The sequence below is a fragment of the Superficieibacter sp. BNK-5 genome (genome assembly GCF_047456055.1).
Classification (GTDB): Bacteria; Pseudomonadota; Gammaproteobacteria; order Enterobacterales; family Enterobacteriaceae; genus Superficieibacter.
The window spans coordinates 1,769,422-1,787,835 of sequence record NZ_CP179893.1 but is presented as its reverse complement, the minus strand read 5'-3'; the positions used below and the strand labels follow the sequence as shown (position 1 = coordinate 1,787,835).

The window sequence follows — 18,414 nt, the reverse complement described above, 5'->3', positions numbered from 1 at the left end:
ATTATTGTGCGACATGCCGCACGGTTTCGGCAATCCATATTGCTATTTCTTTACATTTTTGCAACTTCATTAACTGCCCCACATTACCCACAAAAGTCAAGAGGTTGAAATGTAATTAAGAATAAACTGATACACGCTCTAAAGTGAGTTTGTTACCATCGCGCGTTGCGGAATAACAGGTTAATTCTTGCGCGCCACAACAGACCTGCTGGGCTGCTGCCACCTTACGTAAATTATTCATAAGACCTGTAAGAAAAGTAAGATAGGAAAAGCATGAGCACCTTTTTAATTTTTTTTGCTGCTGTGCTGGCCTGCGTGCTGCTTGCAGGATGGTTTTTCAGACATAAATTTCATCGGCATCATTTGCCCTGGCTGCATACTTTCGCCAGCGCCACGACGCGTAAGCTGACGGCGGAAGAACAGAGTGCCGTTGAAAATTATCTGGATAGCCTTAGCCGCATCCAGCAGTTACCCGTATCCGGTGCCAGCGCGCCGCCGGTCTCGCTAAGCCTGAATGCGCAAAGTTCTACCGTCATGGCCGTGACGCGCTCCATTACACGCTATGGCATCACCACGGACGATCCGAATAAATGGCGCTATTTTCTTGATTCAGTCGAAGTCCATCTGCCCCCGTTCTGGGAACAGTATATTAATGATGAAAATAGCGTTGAGTTGATTTACACCAGTTCGTTGCCGCTGGTGATTTCATTGAATGGTCATACCTTAAACGAGTATATGCAGGAGGCACACGGTTACGCACTGGAGCGCCCGGCATCCACTGAAACGTCTATTCGTGGTGAAGAAAGCGAGCAGATCGAACTGCTCAATATTCGCCAGCAAACGCGCGAAGAATACGCCCTGAGTCGCCCGGATGGACTGCGCGAAGCATTACTGATTGTCGCCTCTTTTCTATTTATGTTTTTCTGTCTCATCGCCCCCGACGTTTTTTTGCCGTGGCTGACAGGTGGTGCAATCCTGTTGCTGGCCGCCGGGCTATGGGGACTTTTTGCGCCACCGATGAAGAGTATGCGCCGTGAAATCCATTGTCTTCGTGGCACACCTAAACGCTGGGGACTTTTTGGCGAAAATAATCTTGAGCAGATAAATAATATCTCGCTAGGCATTATCGATCTCATCTATCCACGTCACTGGCAGCCGTGGATCACTCAGGATTTAGGTCAGCAAACCAATATTGATATCTATCTCGACCGTCACGTGGTGCGTCAGGGACGTTTTTTATCACTGCATGATGAGGTCAAAAACTTCCCGCTCCAGCACTGGCTGCGTAGCACGGTGATTGCGGCAGGTGCATTGCTGGTAGTGATTATGCTATATGCGACCGTACCGTTAGAGATGCCGTTTAAATTTACCCTTTCCTGGCTCAAGGGCGCACAAACCGTTGAGGCCACCAGCGTTAAACAACTGGCTGAAAAAAGCGTGCGTACCGGTGATACGTTGCGTATTCAGGGCAGCGGCATGTGTAATATTCACCCAAACGGAAACTGGGGTTCCCGCACCAGCTCGCCTTTCATGCCGTTTGATTGTTCACAAATCGTCTGGAATGATGCGCCTCCGCTGCCGTTGCCGGAATCGGAAACCGTCAATAATGCGACCGCACTGATGCAGGCGATGAACCAACAATTGCATCCAGGCCCCGATGAAATCACGCGCGTCAGCCCGGCGCTGCGCTCGGCAATCCAAAAATCAGGCATGGTATTGCTGGATGACTTTGCGGATATCGTGCTGAAAACGCAGCAACTCTGTGCAGCGGCGGACGAATGCGTCAGGCTGAAAAACGCGCTGGTGAATCTCGGTAATACTAAAGACTGGGAAACACTCACCAAACGCGCCAGCGCAGGCAGGCTGGATGGTGTTAATGTTCTGCTACGTCCGGTCAGCGCAGAATCGCTGGAAAATATGGTGACGACCACCGCCGCGCCGTTCGTGACGCGTGAAACCTCGCGCGCGGCCCAGGCGCTCAACAGCCCGGCCCCCGGTGGTTTTCTGATTTCCAGCGACGAAGGCAGCGATCTGGTGAATCAACCTTATCCGCCGGTGACGCTGTATGACTATCCGGCGCATGAACAGTGGGAAGAGTTTCAGCGTCTGGCAGAAATGCTGATGCACACGCCGTTTACGGCTGAAGGCATCGTCACGAAAATTTATACTGATGCGAACGGCACTCAGCATATCAGCCTCCATCGTATGCCTGACCGCGCAGGGCTATGGCGCTACCTGGCAACGACGCTGCTGATGCTGGCGATGATCGTCTGCGCGGTTTACAACGGTGTGCAGGCCATTCGCCGCTATCAGCGTAACCGCAGCCGTCTGGCAAAGATCCACGACTATTATGACAGCTGCCTGAACCCGGTATTGATCCCCTCGCCGGATAAGCTCCCCTGATTCTGAATGACGACAGTTGTGGTACGCTGTCGCCTTTCTTCCGCCTGGAGAGTGATATGCATCCCGATATTCGCTGGCAGGACGTCGACACAGTCCTGCTGGATATGGACGGAACCCTGCTCGATCTCGCCTTTGACAACTATTTCTGGCAGCAACTGGTCCCTGAAACCTACGGCGCGGCACGCGGCGTCAGCCCGCAGGAAGCCCAGGCGCTCATCCGCCAGGAATACAGTGCCGTGCAGCATACGCTAAACTGGTATTGTCTGGATTACTGGAGCGAACGTCTGGGGCTGGATATCTGCGCGATGACCACCGCGCAGGGACCGCGTGCGTTATTACGTGAGGATACGGTTCCCTTTCTTGACGCGCTAAAAGCATGCGGGAAACAGCGCATTCTGCTGACCAATGCGCATCCGCACAATCTGGCCGTGAAGCTGGAGCATACGGGATTAGGGGCGCACCTTGATTTATTACTTTCCACCCACACATTTGGTTATCCGAAAGAGGATCAGCGGCTCTGGCAGGCGGTCAGGCAGGAAACCGGACTGAACCCTGAGAAGACGCTATTTATTGATGACAGCGAGCCGATTCTGGATGCCGCCGCACAGTTTGGCATTCGCTATTGCCTTGGCGTCACCAACCCGGACTCCGGTCTGGCGGACAAGCACTATTTGCGCCATCCGTCGCTCAATGATTACCGGCGTCTGATCCCCTCACTTACCGTGAAGGAGTTGCCATGAAAGAAAAGCCCTCTGACGCCGTCAGACTGGATAAATGGCTGTGGGCAGCCCGTTTTTATAAAACGCGTGCGCTGGCGCGCGAAATGGTTGAAGGCGGCAAGGTGCATTACAACGGTCAACGCAGCAAGCCGAGTAAAATCGTCGAGCTGAATGCCACCCTCACGCTGCGTCAGGGCAATGATGAACGCACGGTGATTGTGAAAGCGATTACCGAACAGCGCCGCCCCTCTACGGAAGCGACCACGCTTTATGCAGAGACGCCAGAAAGCGTGGAAAAGCGAGAGAAGATAGCGCTGGCGCGTAAAATGAATGCCCTGACCATGCCCCATCCCGACAGGCGACCGGATAAAAAAGAACGTCGCGACCTGATGAGATTTAAACACGGCGAAAACGAATAACGTCGCCCGCAAGAGAGACCACTATGACTCAACACGATCAACTTCACCGTTACCTGTTTGAAAATTACGCCGTGCGCGGCGAAATGGTAACCGTGTCGGAAAGCCTGCAAGCGATCCTTGCCAACCATAGCTATCCGCTGCCGGTGAAGACTATTCTCGCCGAGCTGCTGGTCGCCACCAGCCTGCTGACAGCAACGCTGAAATTTGACGGTGATATCACCGTTCAACTTCAGGGCGATGGCCCGATGAATCTGGCGGTAATTAACGGTAATAACCGTCAGCAGCTGCGCGGCGTAGCGCGTATCCAGGGCGAGATCCCGGAAAACGCCGATATGAAAACGCTAATCGGCAACGGTTATCTGGTGATCACCATTACGCCGGATGAGGGCGAGCGTTATCAGGGCGTGGTAGGTCTGGAAGGTGACACGCTGGCTGCCTGCCTGGAAGATTACTTTATGCGTTCTGAACAGCTGCCAACGCGTCTGTTTATTCGCACCGGTGAAGCGGATGGCAAACCGGCGGCAGGTGGCATGCTGTTGCAGGTGCTTCCGGCACAGGAAACGCAGATGAATGACTTTGAGCATCTGGCGACCCTGACCGAAACCATCAAGGCCGACGAGCTGTTTACGCTGCCCGCGAACGATGTATTGTGGCGTCTGTATCACGAGGAAGAAGTCACGCTGTACGAGCCACAGAAGGTGGAGTTTAAGTGTACCTGCTCCCGCGAGCGCTGTGCCGCGGCGCTGAAAACGCTGCCGGATGAAGAGCTGGACAGTATTCTGGCGGAAGACGGTGAAATCGACATGAACTGCGATTACTGCGGTAGTCACTATGTCTTTGACGCTATGGACATTACGGCCATCCGCAATAACGCCTCACCGGGCGATCCGCAGGTGCATTAATTTCAGGGGCGGCGATGCTCCTGATACCCGGCGGCGCTGCGCTTGCACGGGCCTACGCAAACATCAACCGATGGATAGCGCAGGCCGATGAAAATGGCTACCGCGTACCGTTAATGCCCGGCGGCGCTGCGCTTGCACGGACTTACGCAAACACCAACCGATGGATGGCGCAGGCCGATGAAAATGGCTACCGCGTACCGTTAATGCCCGGCGGCGCTGCGCTTGCGCGGGCCTACGCAAACATCAACCGATGGATGGCGCAGGCCGATGAAAATGGCTACCGCGTACCGTTAATGCCCGGCGGCGCTGCGCTTGCGCGGGCCTACGCAAACATCAACCGATGGATGGCGCAGGCCGATGAAAATGGCTACCGCGTACCGTTAATGCCCGGCGGCGCTACGCTTGCACGGGCTTACGCAAACACCAGCCGGTTGATGTTGCAATATTAAACGGTTGATATTTCCGGTTTAACTGGTTGATATTGCTGTATTTGTAGGCCGGGTAAGGCGAAGCCGCCACCCGGCATTATCCAGCCACAGTAGCCGCAAAGGGGCATTGACCCCCTTTCTTTTACTCATCCGAATAATAATTTATTCTCACGCGCTCGCCGTTAATGCTGAGATCCTGCCATACCTCAGGCGTCAGCTTAACCTGCCCCTGTCCATCGCAATGTCCGAAGTGGTTAAGAGACAAAGATTGTCTCACTTCATGCTTATAAAGATGAGCCTGTTATTGGATAAAAATGAAGCTGAGTTAACGAGCATCACTGAAACCCTTACGTAATTAACTTACATGAATGCGATTACACTCACAAACTGTCAGATTTATGCTCTGCTATTTAACGTTTTAAAAACATATTCGGTAAGAAAACACCATTTACTGCCATAATCATCACCGCTTTATAACCGGAGTGGTAGCGTTTTACGTCAAGCAGAGTTTTGTCCGGATACGTAAATCTATGAGCCCCGTCGCGGTTAATCGACCCAGAACAACCCTACAATTCGAGGCAGTACATATTGGCTAAGGAGCAGTGACATGCGCGTTAAAGAATTAACCCCGCAAGATCTCAAGGCTTATGGTATCAACGACGTTCAGGATATCGTTTACAACCCCGATTACGACACGCTGTATCAGGAGGAGCTTAATCCAGACCTGGAAGGATACGAGCGCGGGGTACTGACGAATTCTGGTGCTATCGCCGTCGACACCGGTATTTTCACCGGACGTTCGCCGAAAGATAAGTATATTGTTCGTGATGACACTACCCGCGACACCGTGTGGTGGTCCGATAAAGGTAAAGGTAAGAACGACAACAAGCCGCTCACACCGGAAACCTGGCAGCATTTGAAGGGAATCGTTACTCAGCAACTCTCAGGTAAACGGCTTTTCATTATTGATGCCTTCTGCGGCGCTAACGCAGACACTCGTCTGTCAGTACGTTTTATTACTGAAGTGGCCTGGCAGGCGCACTTTGTGAAAAATATGTTTATTCGCCCCACCGATGCGGAACTGGCGGATTTCACGCCGGACTTTATCGTCATGAACGGTGCGAAATGCACTAACCCGCAGTGGAAAGAGCAGGGTCTGAACTCAGAGAACTTCGTCGCTTTCAACCTGACCGAGCGCATCCAGCTTATTGGCGGGACGTGGTACGGCGGTGAAATGAAGAAAGGGATGTTCTCAATGATGAACTACCTGCTGCCGCTGAAGGGAATCGCTTCCATGCACTGCTCCGCTAACGTCGGCGCGGACGGCGATGTAGCGGTCTTCTTCGGTCTCTCCGGTACCGGCAAAACCACGCTGTCCACCGATCCGAAACGCCGTTTGATTGGCGATGACGAACACGGCTGGGACGACGACGGGGTCTTTAACTTCGAAGGCGGCTGCTACGCCAAAACCATCAAGCTTTCCGAAGAGGCTGAGCCGGATATTTATCATGCCATCCGCCGCGACGCCCTGCTGGAAAACGTCACCGTGCGCGATGACGGCTCAATCGATTTTGATGATGGTTCGAAAACGGAAAACACCCGCGTTTCCTACCCGATTTATCACATCGAAAACATCGTCAAGCCGGTATCAAAAGCCGGACATGCAACGAAGGTCATTTTCCTGACCGCCGACGCGTTCGGCGTGCTGCCGCCAGTGTCTCGCCTGACCGCGAACCAGACGCAGTACCACTTTCTCTCCGGCTTTACCGCAAAACTGGCCGGAACGGAGCGCGGGATCACCGAACCGACCCCCACCTTCTCCGCCTGCTTCGGCGCAGCGTTCCTGTCGCTGCATCCGACGCAGTATTCCGAAGTGCTGGTGAAACGCATGCAGGCTGCGGGCGCACAGGCGTATCTGGTGAACACTGGCTGGAACGGCACCGGCAAGCGTATTTCCATTAAGAATACCCGCGCCATTATCGACGCCATTCTTAACGGTTCGCTGGACGATGCCGAAACCTTCACGCTGCCGATATTTGATCTGGCCGTGCCGACCAGCCTGCCGGGCGTGGATACGCACATCCTCGATCCGCGTAATACCTACGCCTCCCCAGAGCAGTGGCAGGAAAAAGCCGATGCGCTGGCGAAGCTGTTTATCAGCAATTTCGAGAAGTATACCGATACGCCAGCAGGCGCTGCGCTGGTGAGTGCGGGACCGAAGTTATAAACCTCTGCCCGGCGTGCCGGGCATATCACCTTTTTAACGCATAACACATGCCCGGTGGCGCTTCGCTTACCGGGCCTACATTATGGCGCAATATCAATGTAATACCTGCCCGGTGGCGCTTCGCTTACCGGGCCTACAGGGTAGAACGGCATAGGATGTGGCCCTTGTTTTGTAGGCCGGGCAAGGCGAAGCCGCCGCCCGGCATTATGGGTAAAATGCCGCGTTAACTCTCTTTCAGCGCCCCGCCAGAACGCATCACCGGTACCGGCAGCCAGGCGCGGATCAGTAAGCCGCCCCGCTCACTGGTACCCAGCTCGAGCACGCCGTTATGGTTATCGATAATACGCTGTACAATCGCCAGCCCTAGTCCGGTCCCGCTGATGGTGCGGGCGCTGTCGCCGCGTACAAACGGCTGGAACAGGTGCTTGCGCTGCTCGGGCTTAATGCCGGGACCGTCGTCCTCCACCTGGAACCAGGCGCGATTGGCTTCGCTGCCGCTGCTGACCTTGATCCAGCCGTTACCATAGCGAGCGGCGTTTACGACCATATTGGCAACCGCACGCTTGATTGACAGCGGATGCATCCGCACCGGGATCTCTTCGTCCTGAAGCGCGGTTTCAATTTCGCGCTCGTAGCCGCTTTCTGCCGCCACGACTTCACCCAGCACGCCGTTGAGATCCGCCAGCTCCAGCGGCATCTCCTGACCGGTTCGTAAATAATCAATAAACTGCTCGATAATGGCGTTGCACTCTTCGATGTCTTTATTGATCGATTCGGCAAGATAACCATCCTGCTCGCCCATCATCTCGGTGGCGAGGCGTATTCGGGTCAGCGGCGTGCGAAGATCGTGGCTGACGCCCGCCATTAACAGGGTACGGTCGTCGGCGAGCTGCTTCACGCCTGCCGCCATATGGTTAAAGGCGCGGGTCACGGAACGGACTTCCGATGCGCCGTATTCCCGCAGCGGCGGCGGAATAATACCTTTCCCGACCTGTAGCGCGGCATGTTCGAGATCCACCAGCGGTCGGTTTTGTATTCGGATAAACAGCCATGCGCCGCCTATCGCCAGCAGCATAATCGCCAGCGTGTAACGGAACAGCGGCGAGAAGTCACCCTGATGGATTTCAGTAAGGGGGACGCGTACCCAGATGTTTGGTGACAGCCAGGTTTTCAACCAGACGACCGGCGAGCTTTTGTTCACCTCGACACGCACTTCCGTCGGGCCGCCAAGCTGTTGCGCCATCTGGTGACTTAAAAATTCATAGTGCTGCGCCCAGCGCAGGCCAGCATCTTCCGCCGCTTCGTCAGAATAGAGGGAGATGCCCAGTTCGCGATAAATCTCGCGACGGAAGGCGGGCGGAACTACCAGTTGCGTACCGTCCTCCAGTTGCAGCTTATCGGTCATCAGCATACGGACTTCGTAGGCCAGCACCTTATTAAACTGCTGGAGGCTCGGCAGAATGGCGAAGTTCAGCACCACCAGATAGGTCGTCACCAGGCTGACGAACAGCAGGGTGACGATGAGTAACAGCGTGCGGGCAAATGAACTTCGTGGCGAGAAGCGCATTCGCCTCATGCTTTAGAACCGTCCGGCACGAAGACGTAGCCCAGGCCCCAGACGGTCTGGATATAGCGCGGATGCGCCGGATCTTCTTCCACCATGCGACGCAGGCGGGAGATTTGTACGTCGATGGAACGCTCCATCGCCGAATATTCACGGCCACGGGCAAGGTTCATCAGTTTGTCGCGGGACAACGGCTCGCGCGGATGGCTCACCAGCGCCTTCAGCACCGCAAACTCGCCGCTGGTCAGCGGCATTGGCTCATCTTCACGGAACATCTCGCGGGTGCCGAGGTTCAGCTTGAATTTACCAAAGGCAATCACCGCTTCTTCCTGCGACGGCGCGCCCGGCAGCTCGTTCGCCTGACGACGCAGCACCGCGCGGATACGCGCCAGCAGCTCACGCGGATTAAACGGTTTCGGGATGTAATCGTCGGCACCAATTTCCAGACCGACGATGCGATCCACCTCTTCCCCTTTTGCCGTGACCATAATGATCGGCATCGGGTTGCTCTGACTACGCAGGCGACGGCAAATGGAGAGACCATCTTCGCCCGGCAGCATCAGATCCAGCACCATCAGGTGAAAGGATTCACGGGTTAACAGGCGATCCATCTGTTCGGCGTTAGCAACGCTTCGAACCTGGAAGCCCTGTTCGGTCAGATAACGTTCCAGCAGCGCACGCAGGCGCATGTCGTCATCTACAACCAGGATTTTATAATTCTCTTGCATGGTTTTTACTCCCAAAGGTTCGCAAAAGTCGTGATAACGTATTCTTAAGAAAGGCCACGCTTGCCACCAGCGAAATCTGGTATAAATTTCAGTCTAAATTGTTACAAAGCATATTTAACAGTAGCTTAAGTATACATATAAGCATAAATCATATTATTTATTCTGTCGGCAGCGTTGCGTGTTACGTATTGTGCGCAGGATCGGATAAAAAAGGTAAGAGACGATGAAAACGCCATTAATCACCCGTGAGGGATACGAAAAATTAAAGCAGGAGATGGATTATCTCTGGCGTGAAGAGCGTCCGGAAGTCACGAAAAAGGTGACCTGGGCGGCGAGTCTTGGCGATCGTAGTGAAAACGCCGATTACCAGTACAACAAAAAGCGTCTGCGCGAGATTGACCGCCGCGTGCGCTATCTCACTAAGTGTCTGGAAAACCTGAAAATCGTCGATTACTCGCCGCAGCAGGAAGGGAAAGTTTTTTTCGGCGCGTGGGTTGAGGTAGAGAATGATGACGGCAACGTTAAGCGTTTTCGCATCGTTGGCTACGATGAAATTTTTGGTCGTAAGGATTACATCTCCATCGATTCGCCCATGGCGCGAGCGCTGCTGAAAAAAGAGGTCGGCGATCTGGCGGTGGTTCAGACGCCTGCGGGTGAAGCGAGCTGGTACGTCAATGAGATTGAGTATGTGAAATAGAACTGTCTGAAGCCGCTGTCTGCGACTGGCATTTTTGCCTGTCAGTCCGTATAACTATCCGCTGATTTTGACCCAAAGATGATACTAGCCATGATGAATGATTCGCTGTGCCGCATTATTGCGGGTGAACTTCAGGCCAGAGCTGAACAGGTAGAGTCTGCCGTTCGCCTGCTTGATGAAGGGAACACCGTGCCGTTTATTGCACGTTATCGTAAGGAAGTCACCGGCGGTCTGGATGATACCCAGTTGCGCCAGTTGGAGACGCGTCTGAGCTACCTGCGCGAGCTGGAGGAAAGGCGTCAGGCCATTCTCAAATCTATCGGCGATCAGGGCAAACTGACCGATGAACTGACAAAAGCAATCAACGGCACGCTAAGCAAAACCGAACTCGAAGATCTTTATCTTCCCTATAAGCAAAAGCGTCGCACGCGCGGACAGATCGCGATTGAAGCCGGTCTGGAGCCGCTGGCCGATCTGCTGTGGAGCGACCCCTCCCATACCCCGGAAACCGCTGCCGCGCAGTATGTCGATACCGATAAAGGCGTCGCCGATGTCAAAGCCGCGCTCGACGGGGCGCGTTATATTCTGATGGAGCGTTTTGCCGAAGACGCCGCGCTGCTGGCGAAAGTGCGCGATTATCTGTGGAAAAATGCGCATCTGGTCGCCACCGTTGTGAGTGGCAAAGAAGAAGAAGGCGCGAAATTCCGCGACTACTTCGATCATCACGAACCGATTTCTTCCGTACCCTCTCACCGTGCGCTGGCGATGTTCCGCGGACGCAATGAAGGCGTGCTGCAACTCGCGCTGAATGCCGATCCACAGTTTGACGAGCCGCCAAAAGAGAGTTATTGCGAACAAATTATTATTGACCATCTTGGCCTGCGCCTGAACAACGCCCCGGCGGATAGCTGGCGTCGCGCCGTAGTGAGCTGGACCTGGCGCATTAAAGTGCTGATGCACCTGGAAACCGAGCTAATGGGCACGGTGCGCGAACGCGCGGAAGACGAAGCGATCAACGTTTTCGCCCGTAATCTGCACGATCTGCTGATGGCCGCCCCGGCGGGACTGCGTGCGACGATGGGTCTCGATCCGGGTCTGCGTACCGGCGTAAAAGTCGCGGTCGTGGACGGCACCGGCAAGCTGGTTGCCACCGATACCATTTATCCCCATACCGGACAGGCGGCAAAAGCGGCTGTTGCGGTGGCGGCGCTGTGTGAGAAGCATAACGTCGAACTGGTGGCGATTGGCAACGGCACGGCCTCACGCGAAACCGAGCGTTTCTTCCTCGATGTGCAGAAACAGTTCCCGAAAGTCACCGCGCAGAAGGTGATCGTCAGCGAAGCGGGCGCGTCGGTGTACTCCGCGTCCGAGCTGGCGGCGCTGGAGTTCCCGGATCTGGATGTTTCCATTCGCGGCGCGGTGTCCATTGCCCGTCGTCTTCAGGATCCTCTGGCGGAACTGGTGAAAATCGATCCGAAATCGATCGGCGTGGGTCAGTATCAGCATGACGTCAGCCAGACGCAGCTTGCCCGCAGGCTGGATGCGGTCGTTGAAGACTGCGTAAACGCCGTTGGCGTCGATTTGAATACCGCTTCCGTGCCACTGCTGGCTCGCGTGGCCGGCCTGACCCGCATGATGGCGCAGAATATCGTCTCCTGGCGTGATGAAAACGGTCAGTTCCAGAACCGCCAGCAGTTATTAAAAGTGGCGCGTCTGGGGCCGAAAGCCTTTGAGCAGTGTGCGGGCTTCCTGCGCATTAACCACGGTGATAACCCGCTGGACGCTTCTACCGTTCACCCGGAAGCCTATCCGATCGTCGAGCGTATCCTGGCCGCTACCGAGCAGTCGCTGCGCGATCTGATGGGTAACAGCAGCGAGTTAAAAAACCTGAAGCCGTCGGAATTTACCGATGAACGTTTTGGGGTGCCGACCGTCACTGACATCATCAAAGAGCTGGAAAAACCGGGCCGCGATCCGCGTCCGGAGTTCAAAACGGCGACCTTTGCTGAAGGCGTGGAAACGATGAACGATCTGCTGCCGGGAATGATTCTGGAAGGCGCGGTGACCAACGTCACCAATTTCGGTGCGTTTGTCGATATCGGCGTTCACCAGGACGGTCTGGTGCACATCTCTTCTCTTTCGACGAAGTTCGTTGACGATCCGCATACCGTGGTGAAAGCGGGCGATATCGTGAAGGTCAAAGTGCTGGAAGTTGACCTGCCGCGTAAGCGTATCGCGTTAACCATGCGCCTGGACGAGCAGCCGGGCGAAACCAACGCCCGCCGCGGCGGTAACGATCGTGCTCAGGGCAATCGTCCGACGGCAAAAGCGGCGAAGCCACGCGGACGCGAGGCGCAACCCGCCGGTAACAGCGCGATGATGGATGCGCTGGCGGCAGCAATGGGTAAAAAGCGGTAAACCCGCGATGATCAGGCTCTCCTTTTCAGGAGGAGAGTCTTATTCCCATATTAATAGCGTCAATTAATTAACAATTAAAACACAATTAACCGTTGATATTAATATACTGGAAACCAGTATTTCACCTTCCTTAAATATCGCCTCCCCCGCACAAATAATGAAACCGCGCTATTTTTGCGCCATATCAAATTTACCGTGATTTATTATCGAACAGAATACTTCGACACATTTTAAAGATTGAAGATAAAAACTATTATCATTACCATTGCACTGTTGATTAATTAACCTTCCTGGTCAGGCTCCGCCAGGCCTCTTGTGCCTGCCGTGCGTGACGTTATTTTGTTAGCGATATATAAGTAGGCTTTATGCAATTTACGCCATTAAGTGCCTGGAAAATCACCGGATTTTCCTGCGAGATCAGCCCGGCTTATCGTCAAAAACTTCTTTCGTTAGGTATGTTGCCCGGCTCGTCATTTAACGTAGTACGCGTTGCGCCATTAGGCGATCCCGTTCATATCGAAACACGACGCGTTAATCTGGTATTACGTAAAAAAGATTTAGCATTATTGGAAGTGGAACCGGTTTCCTCTTAATACAGTGAGTGAAATACAATGAAAAAACTTACCATTGGCTTAATTGGCAATCCGAATTCCGGTAAGACCACGTTATTCAATCAGTTGACCGGTTCGCGCCAGCGCGTAGGCAACTGGGCAGGTGTCACGGTTGAACGTAAAGAAGGCAGTTTTCAAACCACGGATTGCCAGGCCACCCTTGTCGACTTGCCTGGCACCTATTCCCTGACCACTATCTCCTCGCAAACGTCGCTCGATGAGCAAATCGCCTGCCACTATATTTTGAGCGGCGATGCGGACATGCTGATTAACGTCGTGGACGCCTCCAACCTTGAGCGTAACCTTTACCTTACGCTGCAACTGCTGGAGCTGGGAATGCCCTGCGTGGTGGCGCTCAACATGCTGGATATCGCGGAAAAACAGCAGGTCCGTATAGATATTGATGCCCTCTCCGCCCGGCTGGGCTGTCCGGTGGTGCCGCTGGTCTCCACGCGTGGCCGTGGAATAGACGCCCTGAAGCTGGCGATTGACCGCCATACCCGTAATCAGGACGTTGATCTGGTGCATTACGCGCAGCCGCTGCTGCGTGAAGCCAGTCACCTGGCGCAACTCATGCCAGAAAATATGCCCTTACAGCAGCGTCGCTGGCTGGGACTGCAAATGCTCGAAGGCGATATTTACAGCCGCGCTTACGCGCAGAGTGCCGCGCATCACATGGAAGATGTGCTGACCCGCCTGGAGAGTGAAATCGACGATCCGGCGCTGCATATTGCCGATGCACGTTATCAATGTATTGCCGCCATCTGCGACACCGTGAGTAATTCACTGACCGCGGAACCGAGTCGTTTCACCGCCGCGATGGACAAAATCATCCTCAACCGTTTTTTTGGCCTGCCGATTTTCCTGCTGGTGATGTACGTCATGTTCCTCTTCGCCATCAACATTGGCGGTGCGCTGGCCCCTATTTTTGACGCCGGTTCGGTGGCTATCTTTATTCATGGCCTTCAGTGGCTTGGCTACACGCTGCATTTCCCGGAGTGGTTGACCATCTTCCTGGCGCAGGGGATTGGTGGCGGGATCAACACCGTGCTGCCGCTGGTGCCGCAGATCGGCATGATGTATCTGTTCCTCTCTTTTCTGGAAGACTCCGGCTATATGGCGCGCGCGGCGTTCGTGATGGACCGGTTGATGCAATCGCTGGGGTTGCCGGGGAAATCCTTCGTGCCGCTGATTGTCGGCTTTGGCTGTAACGTACCGTCGGTAATGGGCGCGCGTACTCTCGATGCTCCGCGTGAACGTCTGATGACCATCATGATGGCTCCCTTTATGTCCTGCGGCGCACGTCTGGCGATTTTCGCCGTCTTCGCCGCCGCCTTCTTTGGACAGGAGGGGGCGCTGGCCGTCTTTTCGCTCTACATCCTCGGCATTGTGATGGCGATCCTCACCGGCCTGATGCTCAAACATACCATCATGCGCGGCGAAGCCTCACCGTTCGTAATGGAGCTGCCGGTCTACCATGTGCCGCTGATTAAAAGTCTGCTGATTCAGACCTGGCAGCGCCTGAAAGGGTTTATCCTGCGCGCCGGTAAAGTCATCGTTATTGTCAGTATTTTCCTCAGCGCGCTAAATAGCTTCTCACTCAGTGGCAAAGCGGTGAATAACATTAACGATTCGGCACTGGCCTCCGTCAGCCGCGTCTTTACCCCGCTGCTGCAACCGATTGGTATTCAGGGCGATCACTGGCAGGCGACGGTCGGCCTGTTCACCGGCGCGATGGCGAAAGAAGTGGTGGTCGGTACGCTTAATACGCTGTATACCGCTGAAAATATTCAGGAAGAGGAATTCAACCCGGCAGAATTTAGCCTTACCGCTGAACTGTCTGACGCCGCCGGAGAAACCTGGCAGAGCCTGAAAGATACCTTCAGCCTGAGCGTGCTGGCAAACCCTATTGAGGCCAGCAAAGGCGATGGCGAGATGGCAACCGGCACCATGGGCGTGATGAGTGAGAAATTCGGCAGCGCGGCAGCAGCCTATAGCTACCTGATTTTTGTGCTGCTGTACGTGCCGTGCATTTCGGTGATGGGGGCCATTTCCCGCGAATCCAGCCGCGGCTGGATGGGGTTCTCTATCCTGTGGGGGCTGAATATCGCGTATTCGCTGTCGACACTGTTTTATCAGGTCGCCAGTTTTCATCAGCATCCGCAGTACAGTATGATCTGTATCCTGGCGGTAGTGGTATTTAACGTGCTGGTGATTGGCAGCCTGCGCCGTGCCCGCAGTCGAATTGACGTTAATCTACTGGCGACACGCAAAACGCCAGCGACCTGCTGCGACAGCCCGGCCGGGGAGTGCCACTAATGGCCTCGCTGATTGACGTGCGCAATATGCTCGCCTTGCAGGGGCGGATGGAAGCCAGCCAGCTTAGCGCCGCGCTGCATCTTCCCCGTCCTCTGCTTGATGCCATGTTGAATCGCATGGAGGCAATGGGCAAAGCCCAGCGGATGCAGGACGAGGTTGACAGTTGTCTGACCGGAAGCTGCAAAAGCTGTCCGGAAGGAAAAGCCTGCGCGCGGGAGTGGTGGACGTTAGGCTGAAGGCATTGCCGCCTGGCGATAGCCCGGCCTTTGGGAGGCTTTATGCCGGGTGGCGGCTTCGCCTTACCCGGCCTACAAATTTAAATAATATCAATCTATTACGCGTAATTACCGTAGGCCCGGTAAGCGCAGCGCCACCGGGAATTCCAGCAATTTTCGTACTTATTTATACACTTCAGCCGTGGTGTGAATATCTTTCTCTGATTTCTTCGCGCTGGTGATCACATAATACTTCCCGCCCAGCTCGTCAGCTTTTTTCGACAGCTCGCGCTGCGCATCCATCGGTGCCGTGCCTTTATCGGTACTGATGTCGCCCACTTTCGTCAAATTCATCTCTTTCAGTTTATCTTTGTGCAGTTCTTCCGCAGCCATCACGCCAAAGGACAGCGATCCTATAACCAGAGACGCAACAATACCGGTGACCAGTTTCATAGCCTTTACTCCTTAAGGTTGAATAGTATGCCATCCGGCTTTTGCACTGATTAAAGCACTCGATGACGACCTAAGTATTGTTGCACTCCGTCACTTTTTCCAGCCGCTAAAGGCGGGCTTTCAGGGCGAGAAGCGCCTGACAAAACTCCGCTGGATGAGAGATAAATGGTGCATGCGCCGCCTTCTGAATCGTCAACGACTCGCTGGCCGGCCACGCGGCGTCCAGTAGCGGAATGACTTTGCGCGGCACCAGGCCGTCAAGATAGCCGTAAATACGCAGGAACGGCACACTCAGTCCGGCGAGCGGCTCGCGTAAATCACTCTCTTTCAGAATGTCCAGCCCGCCGTTGAGTACCTCGACCTCTGGCATAGGCAAGGCCAGCACGGCACTTTTCAGGCGGCGGGCATCCTGCCTTGCGCTCTCGGTTCCCATGGTTTGCAACGCCAGAAAACGCTCAACCGTGCGCTGAAAATCCTCACTTAACTGCTGCTGAAAGCCGGAAAGCACCTCGGGCTTGATCCCCGGCCAGTCGCCATCCGCACAAAAACAGGGAGACGACGCTACCGTCACCAGCGCCTGTACGCGCTGCGGAGAGGTCAACGCAACCTGACTTGCCACCAGCCCACCCAGACTCCAGCCGAGCCAGATGGCTTTTTCCGGCGCGTGCATCTGAATGCGCTCCGCCATTTCCGTAAGCGACATGGCACCAAAACCACGGCTACGACCGAAGCCCGGCAGATCCACCAGATGCAGCGTAAAATGCGCGCTTAATTCCGGCGTAATGCAATCCCATACCTGCGCATTCAGTCCCCATCCGTGCAGCAGCACAAGATGGCAATTTCCTTCCCCTTTGGTTTGCCACCAGATCTCATTCATCAGGTACTGTTCTCAATTATTTTATCCGAGGTGAAATATGTTAACAGTCTGTGGCTTATGCTGGCTATGTCGAATGCCGCTCGCCCTGCCGTCCTGGGGATTATGCTCCCGTTGCGTCAACGCGATCTCTCATCAAACCAACATGTGTCCTCAGTGCGGTTTACCCGCGCAGGATCCCCACTTGCCCTGCGGCCGTTGCCTGCAAAAAGCGCCGCCGTGGCAGCGCCTGCTCGCCGTCAGCGATTATGTTGCGCCCCTGAGTTCACTCATTCATCGCTTCAAATTTTCAGGCAAAGCGGAACTGGCCCCTGCGCTGGCGCGCCTGCTGCTGCTGGAATTTATACACGCCCGACAGCTATTTGGTCTGCCGCGTCCGGACCGCATTGTCAGCGTCCCGCTATGGCAAAAAAGGCACTGGCGCAGAGGGTTTAATCAGAGCGACCTGCTCTGCCGGCCTCTGGCACACTGGCTGGGCTGCCGATACGAGATGGATGCCGTTACACGAATTCGGGCTACGGCCACACAACATCACCTCCCGGCGCGACTGCGCAGGCGCAATTTGAAAAATGCCTTTCGCCTTGAATTCCCGGTTTGCGGACTCCATATCGTTATTGTGGATGATGTCGTCACCACGGGCAGCACCGTCGCAGAAATTTCCCGGCTGCTTTTACGCGGCGGCGCGGCGACAGTCCATGTCTGGTGCCTCTGTCGGACCTTGTAGACCCTCGACGATGGGCGTATTATAACTGACTAAAATAGTCAACTATTAGGCCAATGCTATGATCCGTATTTCCGATGCTGCACAAGCGCACTTTGCCAAACTGTTGGCAAATCAGGAAGAAGGGACGCAAATCCGTGTATTTGTCATCAATCCCGGCACTCCTAACGCTGAATGCGGCGTTTCTTATTGTCCACCCGATGCTGTGGAAGCGAGCGATACTGCCCTGAAATTTGATTTGCTGACTGCCTACGTGGATGAGTTAAGCGCCCCGTATCTGGAAGATGCAGATATCGATTTCGTGACCGATCAGCTCGGCTCACAACTGACGCTGAAAGCGCCAAACGCCAAAATGCGTAAGGTCTCTGACGATGCCCCACTGATGGAGCGCGTAGAGTATATGCTCCAGGCACAGGTGAACCCGCAGCTTGCCGGACACGGCGGCCGCGTTACGCTGATGGAAATCACTGACGATGGCTACGCTATCCTGCAATTTGGCGGCGGCTGTAACGGCTGCTCAATGATCGATGTCACCCTGAAAGACGGCATTGAAAAGCAGCTGCTGGCAGAGTTTCCGGACCTGAAAGGCGTGCGCGATCTCACCGAACACCAGCGCGGCGAGCACTCTTACTATTGATTTGCCTTCTTAAAGCGTCTCTTTCCTGTGAAAGAGGCGCTTTGTCGTAAATGTTACAACCTCCCCCATAATATGACCT

The 18,414-nt window shown here is 54.6% G+C and carries 17 protein-coding genes; 13 read left to right on the top strand and 4 right to left on the bottom strand.

Going from position 1 to position 18,414, the window contains the following annotated elements; all coding sequences use genetic code 11:
* The first annotated feature begins 273 nt into the window (after positions 1-273).
* The 6 genes from ACMGGS_RS08505 to pckA all read left to right on the top strand — a co-directional run bounded on the left by ACMGGS_RS08505 (position 274) and on the right by pckA (position 7,098).
* Positions 274-2,403 carry an intracellular growth attenuator family protein gene (locus ACMGGS_RS08505; RefSeq protein WP_414165758.1) on the top strand — a complete coding sequence of 710 codons (2,130 nt, stop codon included), beginning with the start codon at positions 274-276 and terminating at the stop codon, positions 2,401-2,403.
* Positions 2,404-2,459: 56 nt separating this feature from the next.
* Entirely contained in the window at positions 2,460-3,143 is a 684-nt protein-coding gene (yrfG, locus tag ACMGGS_RS08500) for a GMP/IMP nucleotidase (RefSeq protein ID WP_414165757.1), read from the top strand.
* Positions 3,140-3,541, top strand: a complete 402-nt coding sequence (gene hslR, locus ACMGGS_RS08495; protein ID WP_414165756.1) for a ribosome-associated heat shock protein Hsp15 — start codon at positions 3,140-3,142, stop codon at positions 3,539-3,541. Before yrfG ends, hslR begins: the two co-directional genes overlap by 4 nt.
* A 23-nt stretch (positions 3,542-3,564) precedes the next feature.
* Positions 3,565-4,443 carry an Hsp33 family molecular chaperone HslO gene (hslO, locus tag ACMGGS_RS08490; protein WP_414165755.1) on the top strand — a complete coding sequence of 293 codons (879 nt, stop codon included), beginning with the start codon at positions 3,565-3,567 and terminating at the stop codon, positions 4,441-4,443.
* A 14-nt stretch (positions 4,444-4,457) separates the two neighbouring features.
* Positions 4,458-4,892, top strand: a complete 435-nt coding sequence (locus ACMGGS_RS08485; protein WP_414165754.1) for a hypothetical protein — start codon at positions 4,458-4,460, stop codon at positions 4,890-4,892.
* Between the two features lie 586 nt (positions 4,893-5,478).
* Entirely contained in the window at positions 5,479-7,098 is a 1,620-nt protein-coding gene (gene pckA, locus ACMGGS_RS08480) for a phosphoenolpyruvate carboxykinase (ATP) (protein WP_414165753.1), read from the top strand.
* 223 nt (positions 7,099-7,321) lie between these two features.
* On the opposite strand, the gene envZ is transcribed toward pckA, so the two are convergent.
* Both envZ and ompR read right to left on the bottom strand, forming a co-directional pair.
* A complete protein-coding gene (gene envZ / locus ACMGGS_RS08475; protein ID WP_414165752.1) occupies positions 7,322-8,674 on the bottom strand; it encodes a two-component system sensor histidine kinase EnvZ in 1,353 nt (450 codons plus the stop codon).
* Positions 8,671-9,390, bottom strand: a complete 720-nt coding sequence (gene ompR / locus ACMGGS_RS08470) for a two-component system response regulator OmpR (protein WP_001157751.1) — start codon at positions 9,388-9,390, stop codon at positions 8,671-8,673. The genes envZ and ompR overlap by 4 nt, the downstream gene beginning before the upstream one ends.
* Before the next feature lie 223 nt (positions 9,391-9,613).
* On the opposite strand from ompR, the gene greB reads away from it, so the two are divergent.
* The 5 genes from greB (at position 9,614) to feoC (ending at position 15,671) form a co-directional block, all read left to right on the top strand.
* Positions 9,614-10,087 (top strand): transcription elongation factor GreB, encoded by a 474-nt coding sequence (gene greB, locus ACMGGS_RS08465; RefSeq protein WP_414165751.1) that lies wholly within the window; start codon positions 9,614-9,616, stop codon positions 10,085-10,087.
* 90 nt (positions 10,088-10,177) lie between these two features.
* The gene (locus ACMGGS_RS08460) at positions 10,178-12,505 is read left to right on the top strand and encodes a Tex family protein (RefSeq protein WP_414165750.1); all 2,328 of its coding nucleotides are present in this window, start codon (positions 10,178-10,180) and stop codon (positions 12,503-12,505) included.
* A gap of 365 nt (positions 12,506-12,870) precedes the next feature.
* A complete protein-coding gene (feoA, locus tag ACMGGS_RS08455) occupies positions 12,871-13,098 on the top strand; it encodes a ferrous iron transporter A (RefSeq protein ID WP_176917761.1) in 228 nt (75 codons plus the stop codon).
* 18 nt (positions 13,099-13,116) lie between these two features.
* Entirely contained in the window at positions 13,117-15,435 is a 2,319-nt protein-coding gene (gene feoB, locus ACMGGS_RS08450; RefSeq protein WP_414165749.1) for a Fe(2+) transporter permease subunit FeoB, read from the top strand.
* Positions 15,435-15,671: a [Fe-S]-dependent transcriptional repressor FeoC gene (feoC, locus tag ACMGGS_RS08445; RefSeq protein WP_414165748.1), complete on the top strand. Its 237-nt coding sequence runs from the start codon at positions 15,435-15,437 to the stop codon at positions 15,669-15,671. The genes feoB and feoC overlap by 1 nt, the downstream gene beginning before the upstream one ends.
* A 162-nt stretch (positions 15,672-15,833) precedes the next feature.
* Here feoC and ACMGGS_RS08440 read toward each other — a convergent pair whose 3' ends face one another.
* Positions 15,834-16,103, bottom strand: coding sequence for a YdgH/BhsA/McbA-like domain containing protein (locus tag ACMGGS_RS08440; protein ID WP_276162001.1), 270 nt, complete (start codon positions 16,101-16,103; stop codon positions 15,834-15,836).
* A 106-nt stretch (positions 16,104-16,209) separates the two neighbouring features.
* Positions 16,210-16,980 (bottom strand): pimeloyl-ACP methyl ester esterase BioH, encoded by a 771-nt coding sequence (bioH, locus tag ACMGGS_RS08435; protein WP_414165747.1) that lies wholly within the window; start codon positions 16,978-16,980, stop codon positions 16,210-16,212.
* Between the two features lie 37 nt (positions 16,981-17,017).
* On the opposite strand from bioH, the gene gntX reads away from it, so the two are divergent.
* Both gntX and nfuA read left to right on the top strand, forming a co-directional pair.
* Complete coding sequence (gntX, locus tag ACMGGS_RS08430) at positions 17,018-17,701, top strand: DNA utilization protein GntX (RefSeq protein WP_414165746.1); 684 nt, start codon at positions 17,018-17,020, stop codon at positions 17,699-17,701.
* 58 nt (positions 17,702-17,759) lie between these two features.
* Positions 17,760-18,335, top strand: a complete 576-nt coding sequence (gene nfuA / locus ACMGGS_RS08425) for a Fe-S biogenesis protein NfuA (protein WP_176917755.1) — start codon at positions 17,760-17,762, stop codon at positions 18,333-18,335.
* Positions 18,336-18,414 lie beyond the last annotated feature (79 nt).

Coding starts and splice junctions, on each gene's coding strand:
- ACMGGS_RS08505 (WP_414165758.1), top strand. CDS start 274: ATGAGCACCTTTTTAATTTTTTTTGCTGCTGTGCTGGCCTGCGTGCTG.
- yrfG (WP_414165757.1), top strand. CDS start 2,460: ATGCATCCCGATATTCGCTGGCAGGACGTCGACACAGTCCTGCTGGAT.
- hslR (WP_414165756.1), top strand. CDS start 3,140: ATGAAAGAAAAGCCCTCTGACGCCGTCAGACTGGATAAATGGCTGTGG.
- hslO (WP_414165755.1), top strand. CDS start 3,565: ATGACTCAACACGATCAACTTCACCGTTACCTGTTTGAAAATTACGCC.
- ACMGGS_RS08485 (WP_414165754.1), top strand. CDS start 4,458: ATGCTCCTGATACCCGGCGGCGCTGCGCTTGCACGGGCCTACGCAAAC.
- pckA (WP_414165753.1), top strand. CDS start 5,479: ATGCGCGTTAAAGAATTAACCCCGCAAGATCTCAAGGCTTATGGTATC.
- envZ (WP_414165752.1), bottom strand. CDS start 8,674: ATGAGGCGAATGCGCTTCTCGCCACGAAGTTCATTTGCCCGCACGCTG.
- ompR (WP_001157751.1), bottom strand. CDS start 9,390: ATGCAAGAGAATTATAAAATCCTGGTTGTAGATGACGACATGCGCCTG.
- greB (WP_414165751.1), top strand. CDS start 9,614: ATGAAAACGCCATTAATCACCCGTGAGGGATACGAAAAATTAAAGCAG.
- ACMGGS_RS08460 (WP_414165750.1), top strand. CDS start 10,178: ATGATGAATGATTCGCTGTGCCGCATTATTGCGGGTGAACTTCAGGCC.
- feoA (WP_176917761.1), top strand. CDS start 12,871: ATGCAATTTACGCCATTAAGTGCCTGGAAAATCACCGGATTTTCCTGC.
- feoB (WP_414165749.1), top strand. CDS start 13,117: ATGAAAAAACTTACCATTGGCTTAATTGGCAATCCGAATTCCGGTAAG.
- feoC (WP_414165748.1), top strand. CDS start 15,435: ATGGCCTCGCTGATTGACGTGCGCAATATGCTCGCCTTGCAGGGGCGG.
- ACMGGS_RS08440 (WP_276162001.1), bottom strand. CDS start 16,103: ATGAAACTGGTCACCGGTATTGTTGCGTCTCTGGTTATAGGATCGCTG.
- bioH (WP_414165747.1), bottom strand. CDS start 16,980: ATGAATGAGATCTGGTGGCAAACCAAAGGGGAAGGAAATTGCCATCTT.
- gntX (WP_414165746.1), top strand. CDS start 17,018: ATGTTAACAGTCTGTGGCTTATGCTGGCTATGTCGAATGCCGCTCGCC.
- nfuA (WP_176917755.1), top strand. CDS start 17,760: ATGATCCGTATTTCCGATGCTGCACAAGCGCACTTTGCCAAACTGTTG.